This is a genomic window from Pseudomonas sp. MF6751 (genome assembly GCF_016613265.1).
In the GTDB taxonomy this organism is placed as follows: domain Bacteria; phylum Pseudomonadota; class Gammaproteobacteria; order Pseudomonadales; family Pseudomonadaceae; genus Aquipseudomonas; species Aquipseudomonas fluorescens_BV.
In genome coordinates, this window is record NZ_JAENSV010000041.1 from 18,285 (window position 1) to 40,908 (window position 22,624).

Below are 22,624 nucleotides of genomic sequence, written 5' to 3' on the forward strand. Positions count from 1 at the left end.
GGTCGGGCGGCCATAGTCCCTGACCATGACAGTGTCGGCACCGTCACCGGCACGCCCAGAGGGTCGGCCGGCAGTTCTGGGCGATTGCGGTTTTTGCTGCATAAATAAAAAATCCCTTTTAATGATCAATCAGACTGGGTCACACCGCTGAACCGCAAGTCCGCAGACGTTACGGTACGCAGCGGATCAACATCCGCCCCCCAGCAATCGCGGCCTGAATCGTAATGAACGCCTGACACCGTGCCGTCGCTCAGCTCCAAGCCGATAACGCGCAGTTTATGCGCCATCAAGGTTGACCACTGGCGAGAGCGCCGCAACGCTTCCCAGACCTCGGCTACAGTCTGATAAGGGGAGGCATCCAATTGCGCGAGATAGATGCCCCCCAGGTCCTGGCGGATGTCGTATTGCTCGCCCTGCTTGGTGAGTACGCTGACTTGTTCCAGCGGTACCGAAGGGTCTGTCACGGGGGGCAGCAGCACCTTCACACTGCCGAGGGTCAGCGTGTTTTCGATCAAGACGATGTGCGCCCGCTCAATCAGCTCGCCAAGCTTGGCCGTATTGATCCGCCAGAACGATGCGTCCGACTTTTTTGCCAGCGCGCCCGGCGTGGACAGGTAGATCGTTGAGCCTGTGCTGGGCACCACTTCATAGGTCGACGCCCGCCCCATCAACGAGTAAGACTTTTGATAATGCGGTGGGGCAGGAATAACGACTTTCTGCGGCGACGATTGCAACCAGACCCCCTTGGCGCTATGCGGTCGAAAAAAACCGTGTATCCCGGGCCTTTTTACCAATGCCGAGCTGCCATCGAAGGTATTGAAACCTGGTGAGGCGCGGTCCTGGCTATAGGTTTGCTGGGCCGCCTGTATCCGGTATGAGACGCCATCATTCATGACCAGTACAAACTGGCAGTCCAGTTTGAGGCTGACCGCGATGATGTTTGACGTCACGTTAGTGCGTATCGAGGATCGATCACTGGCATATTCGCAGAGGACCAACTGACTGCCGTCGGTGAAACTGATGGTTAATTTCACGTCGCTATAGGTCAGCGAATCGAAGTGAACCAACCTGCGTAGGGTTACACGGTAACCGGCCAATACCTGGAGAATCTCCTGCGACGAATAATCCACGTACAACACGCAAGCAGTCGCGTCGCTTTTATGGCGAACTTCGACCACCTTTCTGTGTGGCCCACGTTCGATGAAACAGCGGGTCGAACGCCCATGGGGCACCACGAACGTTCCGGCGTTCAACACCCTGTCCAGGCTGACGTCCTGGCCACCCGCTCTCACGGCGACGGTCACGTTGGCGTCCTCGTTGCCAACCAATGTCGGTTCGAGAATCGGCTCAAGCATGTAGCCGTCCTCCGTGAGAAACAGCAGGCTGTGCTTGTTCAACCAGCGCCGGTCATCACCTTGCGTATAGAGCTGCTCAAGCTTGATCACGTGCTGCGGCAGTTCGCCATTAACGCCCCGCCAGACCACAATGACCAACGCACACCCCTGGATGCCCCAATGGGCGATAGCCGAGAGAGGCCAGCGCATCTCGATCACGGCACCCTCGGCCCAGTCCTGCTCGTATAGCGAGACCGTGCCGCGGTTGGTGGCCAGAACATAACGGTCCTTGCCCGCTCCGCCGTCCACCCAGGCGTTGGAACCCAGCACGATCACCGTATCATTGCCCTGCGCGGCCTCGATCCGATCGCCATCGCCGTTTGCAATTATCGTATTGGCCTGTTCCGAACCCTTGACTTGGCTGGCAACCCCGGCTGGCGTGGCGATATTTTCTATCGAGTCAAGGCTGATCGAGTGATGAGGCAGCGGTTTGTCGATATCTTTGCGCCGCACGACGGTGCCCGCCTGCAGGTCGATGGCATAACCCTGCGTCTGGTGCTCATAGATTGCCGAGTTGGACAGGTAGAGCGTATCGCTGCCTGCCTCGCCACGCAGCTGACTGGCCGGGCGATGTGCGTCGGCCTCGTCCAGTGTGCCCGTCGGCATGTTATAGCTGAATACGTCGTCCCTGGCGCCACCGGTCAGCTGCTTTTGGCCTTCACCGAACTGAAAAATATTGGGGATCTCAGCGAAGCCTTTGACATCGTCATTACCGCCCCCCAACCGCCAAAGCACCGCGGAATTCGCATCACCCTGACCAAGCACCACACCAGGCAGACGGCCAACCGAGGCGCTGGAAGCATCTATTTGATCATTCTGGTCGACGACCATCGGCTCGGTGGTGTCGATGTAGGGATCCTCACCCTCGGCTTCGTTCCATCGATGCTTCCAATGCCGGACCGGGCTCAGCCGCACCTCAAACCCACCATTGACTACCGCCTGTACGGTGCCTCTGAGCGCCCCCCTGAGCCAGGTCTCGGCCTGATTGGTCAGGTGCTGCGCATACCAATTTTCCATCCTGGCCAGGGCGAACCGCTCACGTATTTCTTTCTCCGGTTCCTTGCCCTGAAATGCCAACCAGCCCGTGTGCAGCCGCTCGAAAACACTCAGCTCGATATAGTCATCAATTTCATCCACCTGACGAACCGCCGCATAGAGTTGCGCGCCAAACATCAATACGGCGGCGGCGGCAATACCCAGCGGGCCGGCCACGCCGAATCCAGCCAACGCTGCAACCCCCAGGGCCACACTGACGCTGGCGCTCACGATACTGAAGCCGGCGTTGACGTAATGATCAAGCGCTTCCTTGCCAGTGCTGTTCGCCGCCTTATGCAGCGATTGCTTGGCATTGTGATAGTCAAACGGCAACGTCAGCACCAGAGCGAACAGGCCGGCGCCCCGTCGCAGGATCTGGCCAAGAGAACTGGCGCTGAAACCTGCTAACACCTTATGCCCGTTTTCCAGCAGTCGTCTGCCCAAGTGCTCCAGCGCCAACTCCAATGCCGTGCCCGTGAGGTTGGCAAACAACTCTGCGCCTGTGACTACAGCCTCATTGATATCGCCGGTCTTGATCGCTTCGGCCAAAGCGTTGATCGCACTGTAGTACCCGTAAACCTCAAGCCCGGCACCCATTACCGCCAAGCTTCGGCTTTTCTTCGGCTCGACCCAACCAGGCATTCCCTCCAACTGCGCCGCTTGGTTGAGATTGGTTTTCTGCACTGAACGTAACAGCCTATCGAGCTTGCCCACTGCACCGGGATTGTCGTCTCCCGACTTGACCACCAGTAAAGGCGCAGCTTGTGTAGAGCGCAACGCCGCGAATTCAAACAACACAGCGGCACTGCTTTCACTGACAGAACTACTCCCGCGAAGATAACCCTGCAGTCTGGACGCCGAGAACCGAATTGAATCCAGCAGCGTCTGATCTGCCTCGCGTACCGCCAGACGATGGGTCTTGACCGGTTTTCCCGCCAGCTGGGCACCCATGGCGGCCAGGTCTATACGCGAGACAGTTAACTCGCCAACCACCAGCGGTCCCAGGCTCTGGTCCAGGGCGAGCAAGGTCTCGCGCCTCTTTTTAGTATGTGTTTTCGATGTCGTCATGAATCCGGCTCCCTATGCCATCACGTTGAATAACGCGGGCGGCAGGCAATCGGTGCCTGCAATAGGGGAAATCATGGCGGCCGGTAATAGCCAGGCGACGGTAGATGCTTATACGCAGGGGCGACTGACTCACAGATATTTTGAGCCCGCACCGCAAGCGAGTAATCTTGGCGCGGAGTGAAGCCTTGGGATGAAACATGGAACTGCACGTGGTAATCAATGGCCGCAAGGACCTGGCCGAACAGCTCTACCAGCAGTTGCGCAAAGCCATCGCCACCGGGCAGCTGTCGGCAGGCGCACAACTGCCCCCCAGCCGACTGCTCGCCGAACAACTGGGCATCTCGCGCAAGACGGTGTCGGATACCTACGCCACCTTGACCTACGAGGGCCTGCTGGTTGGCAAGATCGGCCGCGGCACTTTCGTCAATGCGTGGGCGCCACAGCCCGGCCGCGTGCAAACCGCCACCGACCTGGCGTGTGCTGCCAACCTGGGTAAATGGGCGGCACTGCCCTCACCCATGGGCCACCCCGCCCGCGAGGAGATCCTGCGCTACGAATTTATCGGCGGCGCGACGACACGCCACCAATTCCCCCAGGATGAATGGCGGCGTTGCACCCAGGATGCGTTGCGTCGCATCGCCCAGAACAATGGTTTTTACAGCCAGCCAGAAGGCGTGCCCGCCCTGCGCGAAGCCATCGCCGGGCATATCGCATTTTCCCGTGGGGTCAAATGCGGCGCCCGCGATATCGTAGTCACCAACGGTGCACAACAGGCGCTGGACCTGCTTGCCCGCGTGGTGCTTGAACCTGGCAGCCTGGTCGCGATGGAAGACCCTGGCTACAGCCCCGCACGCCAATTGTTCGTCGCGATGGGCGCCCGCGTCGCCAGTGTTGCCGTCGACGAACAGGGCCTGCAGGTCGACCAGATCCCGGATGGCACCCGCCTGATCTATGTGACGCCGTCGCACCAATTCCCCCTTGGCATGCCCATGAGCCAGACGCGCCGCGAGGCCCTGCTGGACCGCGCCATTGCGCTCGGCGCGATCATCATCGAAGACGATTACGACAGCGAATTCCGTTACGAAGGCCGCCCCACCGACTCCCTGCAAAGCATGGATACCCGCGGCGTGGTCACCTACGTCGGCACCTTTTCCAAAACCCTGTCGCCGGAGCTACGCCTGGGCTATGCGGTGCTGCCGCCGGCCATTTATGGTGCGGTGCTCAAGGCCAAGCAATTGACCGACCAGCACAGCGCTACCTTGCCGCAGTGGGCACTGGCCAAGTTCATCAGCGAAGGCTACCTGCTCAAACATATTCGCCGCTGTCACGGCGTCTACGCGGGGCGTCGCGAACGCATCCTGCAGCGTCTGGCGGGCGATCTGTCGCCGTGGTTCGAGGCAGTACCGACGGTGGCGGGCTTTCACCTGGCGGCCCTGTGCAAGGTGCCGGTGAATATTCCATTGCTGATGGAACGGGCGCGTCAGGTCGAGGTGGGTTTATATCCCTTGGACGTGTTTTTTCAAGACCGCCCGGTGCGCTCGGGGCTGATTCTGGGGTTCGGCGCCATCGAGACCCTGGATATCGACCCGGCGCTGGACAAGGTGCGGGATATTCTCCTGCAGATTGGCTAGGCGGTTTTCCGGCGCATTGGTCATTGGTGGCAAGCCCTCGGCGGCGTAGGGTGAAGCGGTCTTTCACCCGATGGAACCCTCATCATGAAACGCTTGTTCGCTGCTACCCTGATGCTCGCCTCCCTCAGTGCATTTGCCCACGACCCGGTCTACAACAAGGAAACGCTCAAGGTGCTGCAAGAACACGCCTTGACCAACGTGCCGGGCAAGAAAACCATCATGCTCACCGTGGACTACGCCCCCGGCCAGGCCACCGTGCCCCACAGCCACACCGGCACCGCCGTGGCTTATGTGCTCGAAGGCGAGATCACCTCGCGGGTCAATGATGAAAAGGCGATCACCTACAAAGCCGGGCAATCGTTCTACGAACCGGCCGGCTCGCGGCATTTTGAATCAAGCAATGCCAGCCAGACCCAACCGGCCAAGCTGCTGGTGGTGATGGTGCTGGATGACAAGGCTGAGGTACTTACCCCACTTCCCAAGTAATCAGCAACACCACAAAACCCATGTGGGAGCTGGCTCCCACAGTTTTTAACCTGCTCTGCCAGTGATTCAGGGACGTTTGAACAGGTTGCGCTGGTGTTCAATGCGCTGGCGGCACTCGCAACCCTCCAGATGATCATTGACCATCCCCATCGCCTGCATCAACGCATACATCGTGGTCGGGCCGACAAAGGTCCAGCCGCGTTTCTTCAGGGCTTTGGACAAGCGCACCGAAGCCGCTGAGGTCGGATTGGCCGTCCAGTAAGCCATGTCCACCACTGCCGGCCGCTCTTGCGCGTCGGGTTCGAACGCCCACAGCCAGCGCGCCAGCGAGCCGGTTTCCTCCACCAGTTCACAGGCCCGGCGCGCGTTGTTGATGGCCGAGACGATCTTCGCGCGATTGCGCACGATGCCCGGGTCGCTCATCAACCGCTCGATGTCCGCCTCGCCGTAGTGCGCCACCCGGCGAAAATCAAAACCCTCGAACGCCTGCCGAAAATTTTCGCGCTTGCGCAGGATGGTGATCCACGCCATCCCCGCCTGAAAGCCCTCCAGGCAGATCTTCTCGTACAAGGCGATGTCATCCGCCACCGGCACGCCCCATTCGTGGTCGTGGTAATGCAGGTAAGCAGGCGCTGCAGTGCGCCAGGCGCAATACATGCGCCCTGCTTCGTCGGTTGTCAGCCCTGATTGGTCCATCCATCACCTCGTATGCCGAGGAAGATGATACGCAAAAAAAATTAATCTCCGCCAACCGCTCAAGCATCGTACTTACCGACCAACTGGTCAGACCGGGACCTGCCAACCGCCAAATATTTACTTGTGATTTGAAAAAAACCGAGCGTAGACTGGCCCCGCACTGGACTTACCGGTAAGACCACAACAATTAAGCCCTGGAACCACCAGGGCACCGAATAGAGATCCCTCCCATGCTCAGATGGTGCTCGCGTTCGATTTTCCTGCAAGTCGTGATTGGCCTGATGCTCGGCATCGCCTGCGGCCTGGCCCTTCCCGAATTCTCCTCGCAACTCAAACCCTTGGGTGACGGCTTTATCAAGCTGATCAAAATGCTGATCGGCCTGATCGTGTTCTGCGTGGTGGTCAGCGGTATTTCCGGCGCGGGCGACTTGAAGAAGGTCGGACGCATCGGCCTCAAGTCGGTGATCTATTTTGAGATGCTGACCACCGTCGCCCTGGTGCTCGGCCTGATCATGGCATTCAGCACCGGCATCGGCAGCGGCGCCAATATTCATCTGGAGCAACTCTCTTCCGCCGGTTTGAATGAACTGGCCGACAAGGGCCAGCACATCCGCGGCACCAGCCAGTTTCTGATGGAGTTGATCCCCAACTCGGTAGTCGGCGCCTTTGCCGATAATAACGTGCTGCAAGTACTGTTGTTTTCGGTGCTGTTCGGCAGCGCGCTGAACCTGGTGGGCGAAGCGGCCAGCGGGATTTCGCGACTGATCAACGAATTGAGCCATGTGATCTTCCGCATCATGGGCATGATCGTGCGCCTGGCGCCGATTGGCGTATTCGGTGCCATCGCCTTCACCACCAGCACCTATGGCCTGGACTCACTGCAACACCTGGGCAGCCTGGTGGGGCTTTTCTACCTGACCTGCTTTGCCTTCGTGGCGGTGATCCTCGGGCTGGTGATGCGCCTGTCGGGCCTGCGCATGTTGCCGCTGCTCAAGTACCTGCGCGAAGAACTGCTGATCGTGATGGGCACCGCTTCGTCCGACGCTGTGCTGCCGCAGATCATGCGCAAGCTGGAACATTTGGGCATTGGCAGCTCCACCGTGGGTTTGGTAATCCCCACCGGATACTCGTTCAACCTCGACGGTTTCTCGATCTACCTGACCCTGGCCATCGTCTTTATCGCCAACGCCACCGGCACACCGCTGTCGATGACCGACTTGCTGACCATCCTCCTGGTATCGTTGATCACCTCCAAGGGCGCCCATGGCATTCCAGGCTCGGCGTTGGTGATCCTGGCGGCAACGCTCACAGCGATTCCGGCGATTCCGGTAGTCGGCCTGGTGTTGGTGCTGGCGGTGGACTGGTTCATGGGCATCGGCCGTGCGCTGACCAACCTGATCGGCAACTGCGTCGCCACTGTGGCGATTGCCCGTTGGGAAAAAGACATTGATATCCAGCGCGCCAACAAGGTGCTCGACGGCCAGCAAGGCTATGCCTTCCAGGCCAAGAAGCCGGTGCTGCCGGCGCATCAGGAGTTCTAGGACAACACCCATTCAATGTGGGAGCCAGCTCCCACATTGGACCTTCGCCAGACTGAATACTGTATGAGCAACATCAAGGAGCCTTCGACGTGATCAGCACCTCAACCGTCGTCAATTCAGTGGTAGAAAAACTGCGCGCCGCCTTGGCGCGAGGCCAGTGGCGCCGCGGTGAAATGCTGCCCGGTCAACGCGAACTGGCCGAACAGCTGGGCATCAGCCGCCCAAGCCTGCGTGAAGCGGTGATCGTGCTGGAAACCCTCGGCCTGGTGCGCTCCATGCCGGGCAAAGGCGTGGTCGTGCTGGAAACTAGCGTCAGCGAGCCGCAATCGAGCGACGCCGTGGCCGATGCCAGTCTCGAGGACATCCTGCAACTGCGCTACACCCTCGAACCCTTCATCGTCGGCCTGGTGGCGCAGTCGATCAGCAGCAAGGAAATCGGCCAACTGCGCCTGACCCTGATGGACATGCGCGAAGCCCTGGATGCCGGCGATGCCGAAGCCGGCATGAACGCCTATATCGACTTCCATGAAGAACTCTTCGCCCTGACCTCCAACCCGATCTTCCAAAACGTGGTGCAGCAAACCAGCACCGCGCTCAAACAAAGCGCCCAGGTACTGCGCAACTCCCCTGAACACCTGGCCGAACGCCTGCAAGAGAACGAAGCCGTGGTACGCGCCATCCGCAACAAGAACAGCGCCCTGGCCAGTGCCGAAATGCGCCGGCACATCCTGCAGGAAGGCCTGCGCATGGGCATTCGCTTGAATATCCCGGACGACCATCTGGGCAGTTGATTTTCGGAGACCGGCCATGAACGCTCACGCCCTGCAACGCGATTCCACCCTCACCTCCCTACGCTGGACGCCCGAAAAAAAGCCCTCGGTGGACGATATCTACCCACGCTTGTTCGACGCCATTCTTGAGCAACGCATTGCGCCCGCCAGCCGCTTCACCGAAGAAGGCCTGGGCGAACTCTTTGGCGTGAGCCGCAGCGTGATTCGCCGGGTGCTCGCCAAGCTGTCCCATCAGCAAGTGGTCATCCTGCGCCCCAACCAGCGCGCCCAGGTCGCCGCGCCGGATGCCCAGCATACACGGCAGATTCTGGAAGCACGGCGCCTCACCGAAATGACCGTGGTGCAACTGGCCTGCGCCCAGGCCACAGCGATGCAAATTCGCCAACTGCGCGAGCTGATTGCACAGGAGCGCAACGCCATTGAGCGTGACCAGCGGGGGCCGGCGATCCGGTTTTCGGGAGAGTTTCATCTGCAACTGGCGCACATGGCAGGCAATGCGCCGTTGGCACAGTTTCTCAACAGCCTGGTGCCGTTGACGTCGTTGATCATTGCGCAATTTGAAAAAAAGGCCTGCACCTATTGCGCGTGGCAGGAGCATGTGGCGATTGTGGATGCCGTGGAACAGCGCGACGCCCACACGGCTGTCGCCCTGATGACCCAGCACCTGGATCACCTGGAAACCCAACTACTCAAACACCACTGACTCCAAGTGAGTAAATTTAAAACTGTGGGAGCTGGCTTGCCTGCGATAGCGGTGTACCAGTGACCAAATTATTAACTGACCCGCCGCTATCGCAGGCAAGCCAGCTCCCACATTGATCGCATTCCAGATCAAATAAAAAGCCCCCGCATCTCACGATGCGGGGGCTTTTGGTTTAGCGAGTCATCAAGCCGGTTGCAACACCGACTGGCCACTCAACGCCAGGTCCAGCAACTCACGGTTGGCCACCGCGTACATGGCGTAGTCCGTGCCCACTGCGGCACGAATTTCCACCATCATGGCGCGCCAGCGATCCGCCATGTCCTGATGCTGCTCAAGCCACAGGGCCACGCGGGCTTCCATGTCTTGTGGCGCATCGGCCATTTGCAAGACCGAAATGGTGATCGCCCGTTGCTGCCAGTCCACGTCATCGCGGAAGGCTTCGCGGGCCTGGGCCTGCCAGTTGTTGGCAACCGGCAGATCACTGATCTGCTGCAGGTACCATGGCAAGTCCAGGGCGCTGCCCACGGCGAAGTAAGCCTTGGCCACTTCGGCGGCGTCATGCCCGGTCACGTCGGCGGCTTCGATGATCGGCAGCAAGGTGTACAGGTGGGTAGTGCCTGCAACCATGCGTGCCAACAACTCCGGTACGCCGGCCTGGGTGTAGGCCTGGTAGCGGTTCTGCCAGCCTTCGCGGGTCGGGCCTTCCAGCAGTTCGTCGAGCTTGAGGCCCAGCGCGGCCAGGTGCGGACCGAAGTGCGCGGTGTCGCGCCCGGCGTCTTGCTCGTTGCGACGGCTGCGCAGGAACCAGCGCGTAGCGCGACGGCCCAGGCGCATCAACTCGTCCATCAGCTCCAGTTGCACGTCAGCGGAAACCTGGTGGTCCAGGGCTTCAATCTGACGGAACCAGTGCGGGAGATGGAAGATGTCCCGCACGATCACATAAGCGCCCGCCACGTTCGCCGGGCTCATGCCGGTCGACTCTTTGAGTCGCTGAACGAAGGTGATGCCCATGTGGTTGACCAGATCGTTGGCGATCTGAGTGCTGACGATCTCGCGCTTCAGACGATGGCGACGCATGGCTTCGCCGAACTTGGCCACCAGGCTCGGTGGGAACGCGGTCTCCATGTCACGGGTCAGGTACTCGTCATCCGGTACCAGCGACTTGAGCAATGCTTCCTTGAGGTCGATCTTGCTGTACGAGATCAGCACCGACAGTTCCGGACGGGTCAGGCCCTTGCCGCTGGAGGCGCGCTCGGTGAGCTGCTCCTCGGTCGGCAGGTACTCGATGGCGCGGTCCAGCTTGCCACGGCCTTCCAGGTCGCTCATCAGGCGCTTGTACTCGGCAGCGCGCTCGTAAGCTTTGCGCGCAGCCAGGGACAGAGCCTGGGTCTGCTTGTAGTTGTTGCCCAACACCAGGTTGCCGACTTCGTCGGTCATGCTCGCCAGCAGCTGGTTGCGCTGCTTGTCGGTCATGTCACCGGCCTGCACCACTTCGTTGAGCAGGATCTTGATGTTCACTTCGTGGTCGGAGCAATCCACGCCACCGGCGTTGTCGATGAAGTCAGTGTTGGAACCGCCGCCATTGAGGCCGAATTCCACACGCCCCAGCTGGGTCATGCCGAGGTTACCGCCCTCGCCCACTACCTTGCAGCGCAGCTCGTTGCCGTTGACGCGCAGTGCGTCGTTGGCCTTGTCGCCCACATCGGCATGGCTCTCGGTGCTGGCCTTGACGTAGGTACCGATACCGCCGTTCCACAACAGGTCCACCGGCGCCTTGAGCAAGGCGTTGAGCAGTTCGGTCGGGGTCAGCTTGTCGGCCTGGATGTCGAAGCGTTCTTTCATCTGTGGCGAGATGGCAATGCTTTTCGCGCTGCGCGAGAAGATACCGCCACCTTCAGACATGATGCTGGTGTCGTAGTCGGTCCAGGCCGAACGCGGCAGTTCGAACAAACGCTTGCGCTCGACGAAGCTGGTGGCCGGGTTCGGGTTCGGGTCGACGAAGATATGCAGGTGGTTGAACGCTGCGACCAGTTGCAGTTTGTCCGACATCAACAAGCCGTTACCGAACACGTCACCGGCCATATCGCCGACGCCTACCACAGTGATGCTGTCTTCCTGCACGTTGATGCCGCGCTCACGGAAGTGACGCTGTACACCTACCCACGCGCCCTTGGCGGTGATGCCCATTTTCTTGTGGTCGTAACCGGCCGAACCACCGGAAGCGAACGCATCGCCCAGCCAGAAGCCGTAGTCGATGGCAATACCATTGGCGATGTCGGAGAAGGTCGCAGTGCCCTTGTCCGCCGCCACCACCAGGTACGGGTCATCGTCGTCATGACGCACGACGTTGGCCGGCGGCACCAGGGCGCCGTCTTTCAGGTTGTCGGTGATGTCCAACAGGCCGGAAATGAAGATGCGGTAGCAGGCGATGCCTTCGGCCGCGATCTCGTCCCGGCTGCCGCCCAATGGCAGGCGACGCGGCAGGAAGCCGCCCTTGGCGCCCACCGGCACGATCACCGAGTTCTTCACTTGCTGGGCTTTTACCAGGCCAAGCACTTCGGTGCGGAAGTCTTCTTCACGGTCCGACCAGCGCAGGCCGCCACGGGCCACGTTGCCAAAGCGCAGGTGCACGCCTTCGACCCGCGGCGAGTACACGAAGATTTCAAACTTCGGCACTGGCTTGGGCAGCTCGGGGATAGCACGCGGGTCGAACTTGAAGCTGAAGTACGACTTGTTCTGGCCGTTGGCATCGGTCTGGTAGAAGTTGGTGCGCAGGGTGGCCTTGATCAGGTCCAGGTAGCGACGCAGGATGCGGTCTTCGTTGAGCACCTGAACGTCGTCCAGGGCGCTGAGGATCGCTTGCTCCAGGCGTTGCTGCTTGTCTTCCAGGTCGTCGGCAGTGAGCTTGCGCGCCAGGTAGAAGCGGGTCTTGAACAACCGGGTCAACTCGCGGGCGATGTCGGTGTGGTTGTTCAGGGTGCTGGCGATGTAACCCAGGTCGAAGCCCAGGCGAATCTGCTTCAGGTAACGGGCATAGGCACGCAGCAGCGCCACGTCGCGCCATGGCAGGCCGGCAGTGAGGACCAGGCGGTTGAACGCATCGTTCTCGGCATCGCCATGCACGATGTGCACAAATGCATCCTGCAGGGTGTCGTTGAGCTGCTGGATATCCAGGTTCACGCCTTCGGCGGCGATGAACGCAAAGTCATGAATCCAGAACTCACGGCCATTGGCATGGCGCAGGCGATACGGGAACTCGCCCAGCACACGCAGGCCGAGGTTTTCCAGAATCGGCAGCACGTCGGACAGCGCCAGCGGCGTGTCAGCGTGGTAGAGCTTGCAATGCAGCTCGCGCTGGCCGGAGACCTGGCCCAGCGGCTGATAGAAGCTCATTACCAGAGGGTTGGCTTCGGTCAGGCTGTTGAGGTGCTGCATGTCGACCACAGCCGAATGCGCGGCGAAACGCTCGCGGTAGCCGGCCGGGAAGCCTTTGGGGAAATCCGCCAGCACGTTGGTGCCCTGGGCTTCGCCGAAGCTTTCCACTACCAGGCTGGCGTAGTCGTCCTGCCAGCTGCGGCAGGCCTGCACCACTTCTTTTTCCAGTTGCAGCGGGTCGATGTCCAGGCGGTTCTTCGGGTCAACCCGCAGAATCAGTTGTACACGGGCAAGCACGGACTCGGAGAAGAAGGTCCAGAACTCGCAGTCCGAGGCCTTCAGACGGTCCATCAGCACTTGCTGGATCTTCTGGCGCACTTCGGTGGAATAGATGTCGCGTGGCACGTACGCCAGGCAGTAGCAGAAACGACCGTAGGGGTCTTTGCGCAGGAACACGCGGATCTTGTTGCGCTCCTGGATCTGCACGATCGACATCACGGTGCTGAACAGTTCGTCGACCGGAGTCTGGAACAGGTCGTCACGGGGCAGTACTTCCACCACCTGGGCAAGCTCTTTACCCAGGTGCGCCTTGGCCTGGAAGCCCGAACGACGTTCGATTTCCGCGACCTTGCGACGGATGTAAGGGATCACCCGCACGCTTTCGCCGTACACCGAGGAGGTGTACAGGCCCATGAAACGGTGTTCCTTGATGACCTTGCCGTCGGCGCTGATCTCGCGGATCGACACGTAGTCCGGGTAGGCCGGGCGGTGCACGCGGCTTGGGTGGGCGGCCTTGGCGAACGACAGCACGGTCGGCTCGCGCAGGTAGGCCACGGCGTAGTCTTCGATGCGCAGGTCTTCGGCGGTGAGGCCGGCGCGCAGCAGCTTGGTCAGACCGAGGAAGGAGCTGGCGTCATATTCGATATGACCGCCGTCCGCCTCGTCACGTACCACGAACTCTTCGTAGCCCAGGAAGGTGAAGTGGTTGCCCACCAGCCATTCGAGGAAGTTCTTGATCTCGGCTTTTTCTTCGCCGTCGATGGCGAACGCGCTGGCGTCGATACCGGCCAGCAAGTCCTGGACCTTGGCTTTCATCGGTTCGAAATCGGCCACGGCCACGCGTACTTCGCCCAGCACCTGCTCAAGCTCTTTGCTTAGCACGTTCAGTTCGGCGGCGTTGGCGCAGCGGTCGATCTCCAGGTACATCAGCGATTCTTGCAGGATGCCTTCGCCCTGGGTGCCCTTGGGCAGGATTTCCAGCAGCTCGCCCTTGCTGCCACGACGCACGCTGAGCACGGTGGTTTGCAGGGTATGGATGCTGTAGCCACGGCGGTTCAGCTCTGTGCGTACCGAATCGACCAGAAAGGGCAGGTCATGGTGCAGCACTTCGACCGCAGTGTGGGTCGATTGCCAGCCATGACGTTCGTAATCGGGGTTGTAGACCCGCACTTGCGGTTGGGTGTGATCAAAGCGCTCAAGCAGGCGCCAGGCAGACAGGGTGCAACCGGCCAGGTCGGAAAGGCGACGCTGGGTCAGTTCGTCCAGAGAAATGATGCCGAAGAATTGTTCAGCGAACAGCGCCACTTGTGGCAGTGCCTGTTCACTGAGGTGCTGCGCCAGTGCCGCTTGCAGTTGATGCTGGAAGTCGGCCTTGCTGGCTGCGGTGAAGAACGCCATCTGTGGTACTCCGCTTGGGCTTGTTATTGATGAAAGCGTCGCGTGTTATCCCCTTGCGGGGAGACCGTCAGCTCTGTTCGCTGGTGTGCTGACAAGCACCATAAACGAATCAGGGTGACAGGTGGGTGAAGCTGGACAGGACAGTCAGGTCACATACAACTTCCATACGGCATGCCGTTGGCCAGATGACGATACGACGGGCAGGTCAGGCGCCTGGCACAGGGCACATCCGTTGCGCAGCTTAACGAGTGTAGGAAGAACGCTGCTTGCAACGCTGCGACATATTCGGTCATCGGTAAGCAGGGTGCCGGTTGCAACTTGGGCAACCTCGGATTTTCGGTAGAAAATCTTGCTACTTTGCACACCATCAGTACCAGAAATGACCGATCCGGCCCGTCAGGTCATGCCCAACTTCCGACACAGGATGAAGCACAAAATTCGCCGCAGTGGCACAATTGCCCTCCCCTACACAGGATTGCCCCATGCTGCAGCTGAAAACCGACGCCCTGATGGCCACCCCGTGCGACGACGAAGAAGACAACATGGCCATGCTTTGCTGCCACGGCAAGAACGGCGAAATGTTCATGCTCACCCGTTACCCGGATGAAGACGAAGTGGAGCTGACCTGGGACTACGAACCTTCGACCCTGGATGGGCTGAAAGTGACGTTGGGCGACACCACCTTATTGATCGAACTGGCGGCCGGCGATGCCGATGCCCTGGGCGGCAAGGACCAGCTGGAGATCACCCACAGCACCGCCGCGTCAGACATGGCCGAAGTGCAGCAAACCCTGCAGAACATCCTCACAGGCACCGGCACGTTCATTCGGACTTGAAACCGGTCACTTGAAACTTCGGCACGACGCTAAATCCGTGGCGAGGGAGCTTGCTCCCGTGACGGCCTGACAGCCGACGCTGATCTGGCTGAGGCACGGCGATCCAAATGTGGGAGCTGGCTTGCCTGCGAAGGTATCGACTCGGTGTGCCTGAATCACCGAGTTGACTGGATCGCAGGCAAGCCAGCTCCCACAGTGACCGTGCTCTACCTACCCAACTGTTATGCCTCTCACACCGCAATCCTGTAAGTTTCGCCAAAAATACCCATCAAGCCGTTAGTCGCCGCACCCCGCGATGCATTAAAGTAAACGCCCCAGGCCCGGTGTTCTGTCACGACACCCAGGCTCATCTTTCCAGGAACCGTCATCGATGGAACATCGTGAAGCGCTGCTTGCGCTGCGAACCTTTCTTTCTACGCAGATTCTCGGCCAGGAAAAACTCATCGATCGCCTGCTGATCGCCCTGCTCGCTGACGGCCATATGCTGGTCGAAGGCGCACCGGGACTGGCCAAGACCAAGGCGATCAAGGAGTTGGCCGAAGGGATCGAAGCGCAGTTCCATCGTATCCAGTTCACCCCCGACCTGTTGCCCGCCGATATCACCGGCACCGAGATCTATCGTCCGGAAACCGGCAGCTTCGTATTCCAGCAGGGGCCGATCTTCCATAACCTGGTGCTCGCAGACGAAATCAACCGTGCCCCGGCCAAGGTGCAGTCGGCCTTGCTCGAAGCCATGGCCGAGCGCCAGGTCAGCGTGGGCCGCAGCACCTATGAGCTGTCGCCGCTGTTCCTGGTGATGGCCACGCAAAACCCCATCGAGCAGGAAGGCACCTACCCGCTGCCCGAAGCGCAGCTCGACCGGTTCCTGATGCACGTCAAGATCGGCTTCCCGGACGCCGCCGTCGAGCGCCGCATCCTGCAGCAAGCTCGTGGCGAAGCACTCAATGGCGAAACCAAGCCCGAGCGCCGGGTCAGCCAACAGGCCATCTTTGCCGCCCGCAAGGAAATCCTCGGCCTGTACATGGCCGATGCCGTGGAGGAATACCTGGTGCAACTGGTGATGGCCACGCGCACCCCTGCCAAGTTCGACCCGGAAATGGCCGAGTGGATCGCCTATGGCGCCAGCCCTCGTGGCTCCATCGCTCTGGACCGTTGTGCCCGGGCCCATGCCTGGTTGGCCGGTCGCGATTTTGTCAGCCCGGAAGATATCCAGGCGGTCTTGTTCGACGTGCTGCGTCACCGCATCATCCTGTCGTTCGAGGCCGAAGCCGCCGGTGTCGACCAGGACCGCGTGGTGCAACGCATTCTCGACGTCGTTGCCGTCGCTTGAAGTCGATGAACGCAAGCGATGGCATCCGCGTAACCCTCAGTGAATTGATTGAGATGCGCCACCGCGTGCGTGAGGTGCAGTTGTTCTCCACGCCTGGCCAGCGTAGCCCACTGGTGGGCCTGCATCACTCCAAGCTGCGCGGGCGTGGCGTCGATTTCGACCAGGTGCGCGTGTACCAGGCCGGCGACGACGTGCGCACCATCGACTGGCGCGTCACCGCGCGTACCCAGGAGCCGCACACCAAGCTGTTCCACGAAGAGCGCGAACGGCCGATTTTCATCATGGTCGAACAAAGTTGCCGGCTGTTTTTCGGCTCGGGGCAAATGTTCAAGTCGGTGCTTGCCGCCCAGGCCGCCAGCCTGATCGGTTGGGCCGCTCTTGGCCATAACGACCGGGTGGGCGGGCTGGTGTTCGGCGACAACGAGCACTACGAGATCAAGCCACGGCGCAGCAAACAGAGCCTGTTGCAACTGCTCAACCGGCTGGTGCGGGTCAACCAGAGCCTGAACACCGAGCGTCAGCCGGAAGCGGATGCCCTGGGCATGGCCTTGCGCCGTGGCCGCGAGGTGCTGCGCCCGGGCAGCCTGGTGGTGGTGATCTGTGATGAGCGCGCCCTCACCGAAGGCGCCGAGCAACAGCTGAGCCTGCTGGCGCGCCATTGCGACCTGCTGTTATTACCGATCTCCGACCCGCTGGACCACGCCCTGCCCGCCGCCGGGCTGCTGCGTTTCGCGCAAAGGGGCGCGCAACTGGAATTGGACACGCTGAACATCGACCTGCGCCAGGCCTACAAGGCCCAGGCCGAAGCGCATATCGCTCGCTGGGAACTGCTCGCGCAGAAACTGCGGCTGTTGTTGATGCCCTTGAGCACCCAGAGTGAAATGGTCGAGCAACTGCGCGAATACCTCAACCCGCAACGCCCGGTTAAAAAACCATGAGCAGCCTGGACCAACTGCAACCGCTGATCGCCCCGCCCGCCATTGGCTTCTGGCCACCTGCGCCGGGCTGGTGGCTGTTGCTGCTGGTGATCCCACTGCTCGGTTGGGGCTTGTGGTGGTTGCGCCGTTTCCTGCCGGCCCGCCGCCCTGTGGCCCGCGCCGAACAACCGCTGGACCCGTTGCGTATCGCCGCCCTGGCCGAGTTGGCTTTGATGCCCAAGCCCTACGACGGTGCGCCTGCGGGCGCCTGGCTGCAGCAACTCAACGGCCTGCTCAAGCGCCTGTGCCGTAACGACTACCCTTATAGCCAGAGCCATACCCTCAACGGGCGCAAATGGCTGGCCTTCCTGGACAACCGCTGCCCCGCCGCCGGCCTGACGCGCTGGATGGTGTTGGTGGAAGGCGCCTACAAACCCGAATGCAAGCTCGACGACAAAGCCATCGCCGGCCTCACCCAAGCCGTCGACACCTGGATTCGCAAACATGTTTGAGTTCGCCTGGCCGTGGATCTTCGCCCTGTTGCCACTGCCCTGGGTCATGCGCCTGGTGCTGCCCGTGGCCGACAGCGGCGAACCGGCGCTCAAAGTCAGCTACCTCAGCGACCTCGAAGGCCTGGCCCGCCGCCGCGCCCGCGTCAACCTGCCCGGCTGGCGCCAGCAAGCCCCATTCGTGGTGCTGTGGTTGCTGCTGTTGACCGCCGCCGCCCGCCCGCAATGGCTGGGCGAACCCTTGCCGATTGCTGCCAGCGGCCGGGATTTGCTGGTGGCGGTGGATGTCTCTGGCTCCATGGATTTTCCCGACATGCATTGGCAGGACGAAGACGTCAGCCGCCTGGCCCTGGTCAAGCACCTGCTGGGAGACTTTCTGGAGGAGCGTGAAGGTGACCGCGTGGGCCTGATCCTGTTCGGCAGCCAAGCCTACCTGCAAGCGCCCCTGACCTTTGACCGCCGCACCGTGCGCACCTGGCTGGATGAAGCGCGCATCGGCATTGCTGGCAAGAACACCGCCATCGGCGACGCCATCGGCCTGGCCATAAAACGCCTGCGCCAGCGCCCGGCGCAAAGCCGTGTGCTGATCCTGGTCACCGACGGCGCCAACAACGCCGGGCAGATCGACCCGTTGACCGCCGCGCGCCTGGCGGCCGAGGAAGGCGTGAAAATCTACCCCATCGGCATCGGCGCCGACCCCGAGCAAACCGGCTCCCTGGGCATCCTTGGCGTAAACCCGAGCCTGGACCTCGACGAACCGGCGCTCAAGGCACTGGCCGAGACCACCGGCGGCCAGTATTTCCGCGCCCGAGACGGCGAGGAACTGCTGAAGATCAAGGACACCCTCGACACCCTGGAGCCCGTGGAACAACAACCCACCCAGGCCCGCCCGGCCCAGGCGCTGTACAGCGGCCCATTGGCCTTGGCGTTGGTGTTGAGCCTGTTGCTGGTGATCCAGGAACGCTGGCCGAACAACGCTTTGCAACGAGCCTTCAACAGGCTATCGAGCAGGAGCATGTTTTTGCAGCAACACCCTGAATGGCGCCAGCGTCTGCAGCGCCTGCGTTTGCGGAGGCGTCGATGATCGCGCTGTGGCCGCACTGGTTGCGCCCCTGGTGGCTGTTGTTGCTGCCCGTGCTTGGCTGGTTGCTGTGGCAGTTGTGGCATCGGCAAAAGCGCGCCGGGCGCTGGCAGATGATCCTGCCGCCGGCGTTCCATGCCGAGTTGCTCAGCGGTGGCAATGGCCGCGAGAGTAAATCGCCGTGGGTGGTGCTCGGCATCGCCTGGCTGTTGGCCGTGCTCGCGTTATTGGGCCCCAGTTGGCAACGGGCTGAACAAGCCAGCCAGAAACCTTCCGACCCCTTGGTGGTGCTGCTGGAACTGACCCCGGAAATGCTCGCCACCGACAGCCCGCCCAACCGCCTGGAACAGGCGCGGCGCAAGCTGTATGACTTGCTGCAAGCGCGCACCGATGCGCAAACAGCCATCATCGTGTACGCCGGCAGCGCCCATACCTTGGTGCCGCTGTCCGATGACCTGGCCACCAGCCGCAACCTGTTGGAAGCCCTGCGCCCCTCGATCATGCCCGAGCCCGGCCATCGTGCCGATCTTGCCGTGGAAAAAGCCCTGGGCCTGCTCAAGCAAGGCGGTCTTGGCCAGGGGCGCCTGCTGCTGATCGGTTCCTCACTGTCCAAACAAGAGCGCCAAGGCATCCGCCTGCAACTGCAAAGTGCCCAGGCTCCAACGTTGTCGATCCTCGGCATCGGCAGTCGCGAAGGTACGCCGGTGACTCAGGAGAGCGGTGAATTCCTCAAGGACGACCAGGGCGCGATCCTGGTGCCGCGTCTCGACAGCCCGACCCTCAAGGCGTTCGCCAGCGAAATGGGCGGCCGCTACCGTGCAGCGCGCCTGGATGACAAGGACCTGCGCCAACTCGGCATGCTCGACAGCGCCCAAGCCCTGCGCGACGACGGCCAACGGCTGCGCCTGGACAGCTGGGCCGACCAGGGTTATTGGCTGCTCTTGCCGTTGTTGCTGCTGGCCGCGTGCGCCGGGCGTCGCGGCTGGCTGTTCTGCCTGCCCTTGCTGCTGATGGGTGCGCCGCAACCCAGCTACGCCTTTGGGTTGCAGGACCTGTGGCTACGCCCCGACCAACAAGGCCAGTACCTGCTCAAGCACAAACGCCCGGCCGAAGCCGCCGAACACTTCCAGGACCCGCAATGGCAAGGCGTGGCGCTGTATGAAGCCGGCAATTACGCCGAGGCCATCAAGCGGTTTGCCCAAGGCAGCGACGCCTATTCCCACTACAACCGCGGCAATGCCCTGGCCAAGTCCGGTGAACTTGAAGCGGCCCTTGATGCGTATGAACAAGCCCTGGAAGCCCAGCCCGATTTGCAGCCGGCGCTGAAAAACAAAGCCTTGGTTGAAGCGCTGATGCAGGAGCAAACGCAGCCCGAGCCGGACCCGCCTGCAAAAAACGAAGATGACGAAACCGCCCAACCCGGCCAAACTGCGCAACCGGGCACCAGCGCACAAACGGCCCAGGGCGGTGAGCAATCGTCCCACGGCCAGGGCGAAGCCGGTACCGCTGAGACTCAGACAGGCGCCGCGCCACAGCCAGGCGGTAATGAAGTGCCTGGCAGCGAACTGGGTGACGAGCAGACCACCACGCCGCCACTGCGCCCCGCCGACACACGCCTGGAAGGCGAGCGCCGCCAAGCACTGGAGCAATGGTTGCAGGAGATCCCGGACAACCCCGGCGAGCTGTTGCGCCGCAAATTCTGGTACGAACAGCAACAACATCAGGACACCACTCGATGAGCCGCCGCACCACCCTTTTGCTCCTGCTCGCGTTGTCGGCAGGCCACGCCCAGGCGGCGGACCTGGTCGCCAGCGTAGACCGCAGCCGCCTCAACTCCGGGGAAACGGTGGAGCTGACGGTGCAATCCAGTGATGTGACCCAGTTTGGCAAACCGGACTTGTCGCCCCTGGACGCGCAGTTCGAAGTCAGCGGCACCCGCCAGATCAACCAACTCACCACGCTGGACGGCGACAACCACGCTACCACCCGTTGGATCATCACCCTGCTGCCCAAGGTGAACGGCAACGTGGTGATTCCGCCGTTGCAGGTGGGCGCACTCAAGACCCAGCCGATCACCCTGCAGGTGGTGGAAAGCGCCAGCCAGAACACCAGCGCCGAACTGGCCCCGGTGTTCATCGAAGCCAGCCTCGACCAGACCAGCGTGTACGTGCAGGCCCAGGCCCTACTGACCGTGCGCGTGTACCACTCGGTGTCGCTGTATGACGACAGCAGCCTCACGCCCTTGCAGATACCGGATGCACGTGTCGAACAACTGGGCGAATCGCGCACCTATGAAAAGGTCATCAACAGCATCCGCCATGGCGTGATCGAAACCCGCTACGCCCTCTACCCGCAACACAGCGGCGCCGTGGTGATTCCGGCGCAGACCTTCAGCGCCACCCTGGTGGAATCGCGCCCGCCCCAGGAAAACACCCTGCAGGGCACCAAGCCGGGCAAGATGATTCACGTCAGCTCCGCGCCCCTGCCCTTGACGGTCAAACCCCAACCGGACGCCTACCCCGCCGACACTCCCTGGCTGCCCGCGCGCAGCCTGACCTTGAGCGAAGGCTGGAACCCCACGCCGGAGCACGTGCAAGTCGGCGACTCCCTGACCCGCAGCCTCACCGTGGAGGCCGAAGGCCTGTCCAGCGCGCAATTGCCGGCGCTGCCCGGCACCGAGGTCAACGGCCTGCGCCGCTACCCCGACCAACCAGTGATGGCTAACCGTACCAGCGACCGCGGCCTGACCGGCAGCCGTGAAGACCGCGAAGCCCTGGTGCCGACCCGCGCCGGCGAGCTGGAACTGCCCGCCGTGGAAGTGGTGTGGTGGAACACCCACGAAGATCATCTGGAACGCACCAGCCTGCCGGCGCGCACCGTGCAAGTGGCGGTGAACCCCAGCCTGGTGGTGGACACCCCGGCGACACCGACCATCATCACCGCCCCCGACGATGACCGCCTGTGGCTGTGGCAACTGAGCACACTGATACTGGCCTGCACCACCCTGCTAGGCTTTGGCCTGTGGTGGCGCGCACGCCGGCAACCGGCGGTACAACGCGCCGCGCAAACCGGCCCCAGCCCACGCACCCTGCTCGACGACCTCAAGCGCGCCACCCAGGCCAACGACCCTCATGCTACCCGCCAGGCCCTTGACGCCTGGGCAAGGCAACAACCCGAAACCCTGGCCGACATGGCCGCACGGTTTGTGCCGCTGTCCGATGCCCTGGATGGCTTGAATGGCGCGCTGTATAGCGAAAGCGGCCAATACTGGTTGGGTGATGACCTGTGGCGAGCGATCAAGGCCATCCCCGTGGCCGAACGCGAGCAAGACCCGGCCACCGACACCACCAGCTTGCCGCCGCTCTACCCCAAGTAACCCAGCCTCAACCGACACCACAAAACCCCTGTGTGGCTTGCCTGCGATGGCCATAGGTATCTACACAACTTCGGCACGACGCTAAATCTGTGGCGAGGGAGCTTGCTCCCGTGACGGCCTGGCAGCCGACACAGATATAACTGATGCCCTGCGATCCAATGTGGGAGCTGGCTTGCCT

At 61.7% G+C, this 22,624-nt stretch carries 15 protein-coding genes; 12 read left to right on the forward strand and 3 right to left on the reverse strand.

Annotation, left to right across the window (positions count from 1 at the left end; translation table 11 throughout):
- Positions 1–125: 125 nt before the first annotated feature.
- Positions 126–3,497, reverse strand: coding sequence for a calcium-binding protein (locus JJD66_RS22990; protein ID WP_200649118.1), 3,372 nt, complete (start codon positions 3,495–3,497; stop codon positions 126–128).
- 197 nt (positions 3,498–3,694) lie between these two features.
- Here JJD66_RS22990 and pdxR point away from each other — a divergent pair, with 197 nt between their 5' ends.
- Together pdxR and JJD66_RS23000 are read left to right on the forward strand one after the other, a co-directional pair.
- Complete coding sequence (gene pdxR / locus JJD66_RS22995) at positions 3,695–5,128, forward strand: MocR-like pyridoxine biosynthesis transcription factor PdxR (protein WP_200649119.1); 1,434 nt, start codon at positions 3,695–3,697, stop codon at positions 5,126–5,128.
- A gap of 84 nt (positions 5,129–5,212) precedes the next feature.
- Positions 5,213–5,614, forward strand: a complete 402-nt coding sequence (locus tag JJD66_RS23000; protein ID WP_019820196.1) for a cupin domain-containing protein — start codon at positions 5,213–5,215, stop codon at positions 5,612–5,614.
- Positions 5,615–5,680: 66 nt separating this feature from the next.
- On the opposite strand, the gene JJD66_RS23005 is transcribed toward JJD66_RS23000, so the two are convergent.
- The gene (locus JJD66_RS23005; protein ID WP_200649120.1) at positions 5,681–6,310 is read right to left on the reverse strand and encodes a DNA-3-methyladenine glycosylase I; all 630 of its coding nucleotides are present in this window, start codon (positions 6,308–6,310) and stop codon (positions 5,681–5,683) included.
- 215 nt (positions 6,311–6,525) lie between these two features.
- On the opposite strand from JJD66_RS23005, the gene JJD66_RS23010 reads away from it, so the two are divergent.
- The 3 genes from JJD66_RS23010 to JJD66_RS23020 all read left to right on the forward strand — a co-directional run bounded on the left by JJD66_RS23010 (position 6,526) and on the right by JJD66_RS23020 (position 9,345).
- The gene (locus JJD66_RS23010; RefSeq protein ID WP_169855370.1) at positions 6,526–7,851 is read left to right on the forward strand and encodes a C4-dicarboxylate transporter DctA; all 1,326 of its coding nucleotides are present in this window, start codon (positions 6,526–6,528) and stop codon (positions 7,849–7,851) included.
- Positions 7,852–7,940: 89 nt separating this feature from the next.
- Positions 7,941–8,642, forward strand: a complete 702-nt coding sequence (locus JJD66_RS23015) for a FadR/GntR family transcriptional regulator (RefSeq protein WP_014718317.1) — start codon at positions 7,941–7,943, stop codon at positions 8,640–8,642.
- Between the two features lie 16 nt (positions 8,643–8,658).
- Positions 8,659–9,345 carry a GntR family transcriptional regulator gene (locus tag JJD66_RS23020; protein WP_200649121.1) on the forward strand — a complete coding sequence of 229 codons (687 nt, stop codon included), beginning with the start codon at positions 8,659–8,661 and terminating at the stop codon, positions 9,343–9,345.
- Positions 9,346–9,528: 183 nt separating this feature from the next.
- Here JJD66_RS23020 and JJD66_RS23025 read toward each other — a convergent pair whose 3' ends face one another.
- A complete protein-coding gene (locus JJD66_RS23025) occupies positions 9,529–14,397 on the reverse strand; it encodes an NAD-glutamate dehydrogenase (RefSeq protein ID WP_054897965.1) in 4,869 nt (1,622 codons plus the stop codon).
- Positions 14,398–14,879: 482 nt separating this feature from the next.
- On the opposite strand from JJD66_RS23025, the gene JJD66_RS23030 reads away from it, so the two are divergent.
- From JJD66_RS23030 to JJD66_RS23060, 7 genes are all read left to right on the forward strand, one after another.
- The gene (locus tag JJD66_RS23030) at positions 14,880–15,233 is read left to right on the forward strand and encodes a hypothetical protein (protein ID WP_198716398.1); all 354 of its coding nucleotides are present in this window, start codon (positions 14,880–14,882) and stop codon (positions 15,231–15,233) included.
- Between the two features lie 370 nt (positions 15,234–15,603).
- The gene (locus JJD66_RS23035; RefSeq protein ID WP_020301524.1) at positions 15,604–16,563 is read left to right on the forward strand and encodes an AAA family ATPase; all 960 of its coding nucleotides are present in this window, start codon (positions 15,604–15,606) and stop codon (positions 16,561–16,563) included.
- Positions 16,564–16,568: 5 nt separating this feature from the next.
- Positions 16,569–17,501, forward strand: coding sequence for a DUF58 domain-containing protein (locus tag JJD66_RS23040; RefSeq protein ID WP_200649122.1), 933 nt, complete (start codon positions 16,569–16,571; stop codon positions 17,499–17,501).
- Positions 17,498–17,992, forward strand: a complete 495-nt coding sequence (locus JJD66_RS23045; RefSeq protein WP_003190798.1) for a DUF4381 domain-containing protein — start codon at positions 17,498–17,500, stop codon at positions 17,990–17,992. Before JJD66_RS23040 ends, JJD66_RS23045 begins: the two co-directional genes overlap by 4 nt.
- Complete coding sequence (locus JJD66_RS23050; RefSeq protein ID WP_200649123.1) at positions 17,985–19,073, forward strand: vWA domain-containing protein; 1,089 nt, start codon at positions 17,985–17,987, stop codon at positions 19,071–19,073. Before JJD66_RS23045 ends, JJD66_RS23050 begins: the two co-directional genes overlap by 8 nt.
- A complete protein-coding gene (locus JJD66_RS23055; protein WP_200649124.1) occupies positions 19,070–20,809 on the forward strand; it encodes a tetratricopeptide repeat protein in 1,740 nt (579 codons plus the stop codon). The genes JJD66_RS23050 and JJD66_RS23055 overlap by 4 nt, the downstream gene beginning before the upstream one ends.
- Positions 20,806–22,446 (forward strand): BatD family protein, encoded by a 1,641-nt coding sequence (locus JJD66_RS23060; RefSeq protein WP_200649125.1) that lies wholly within the window; start codon positions 20,806–20,808, stop codon positions 22,444–22,446. The genes JJD66_RS23055 and JJD66_RS23060 overlap by 4 nt, the downstream gene beginning before the upstream one ends.
- The last annotated feature ends 178 nt before the right edge of the window (positions 22,447–22,624 follow it).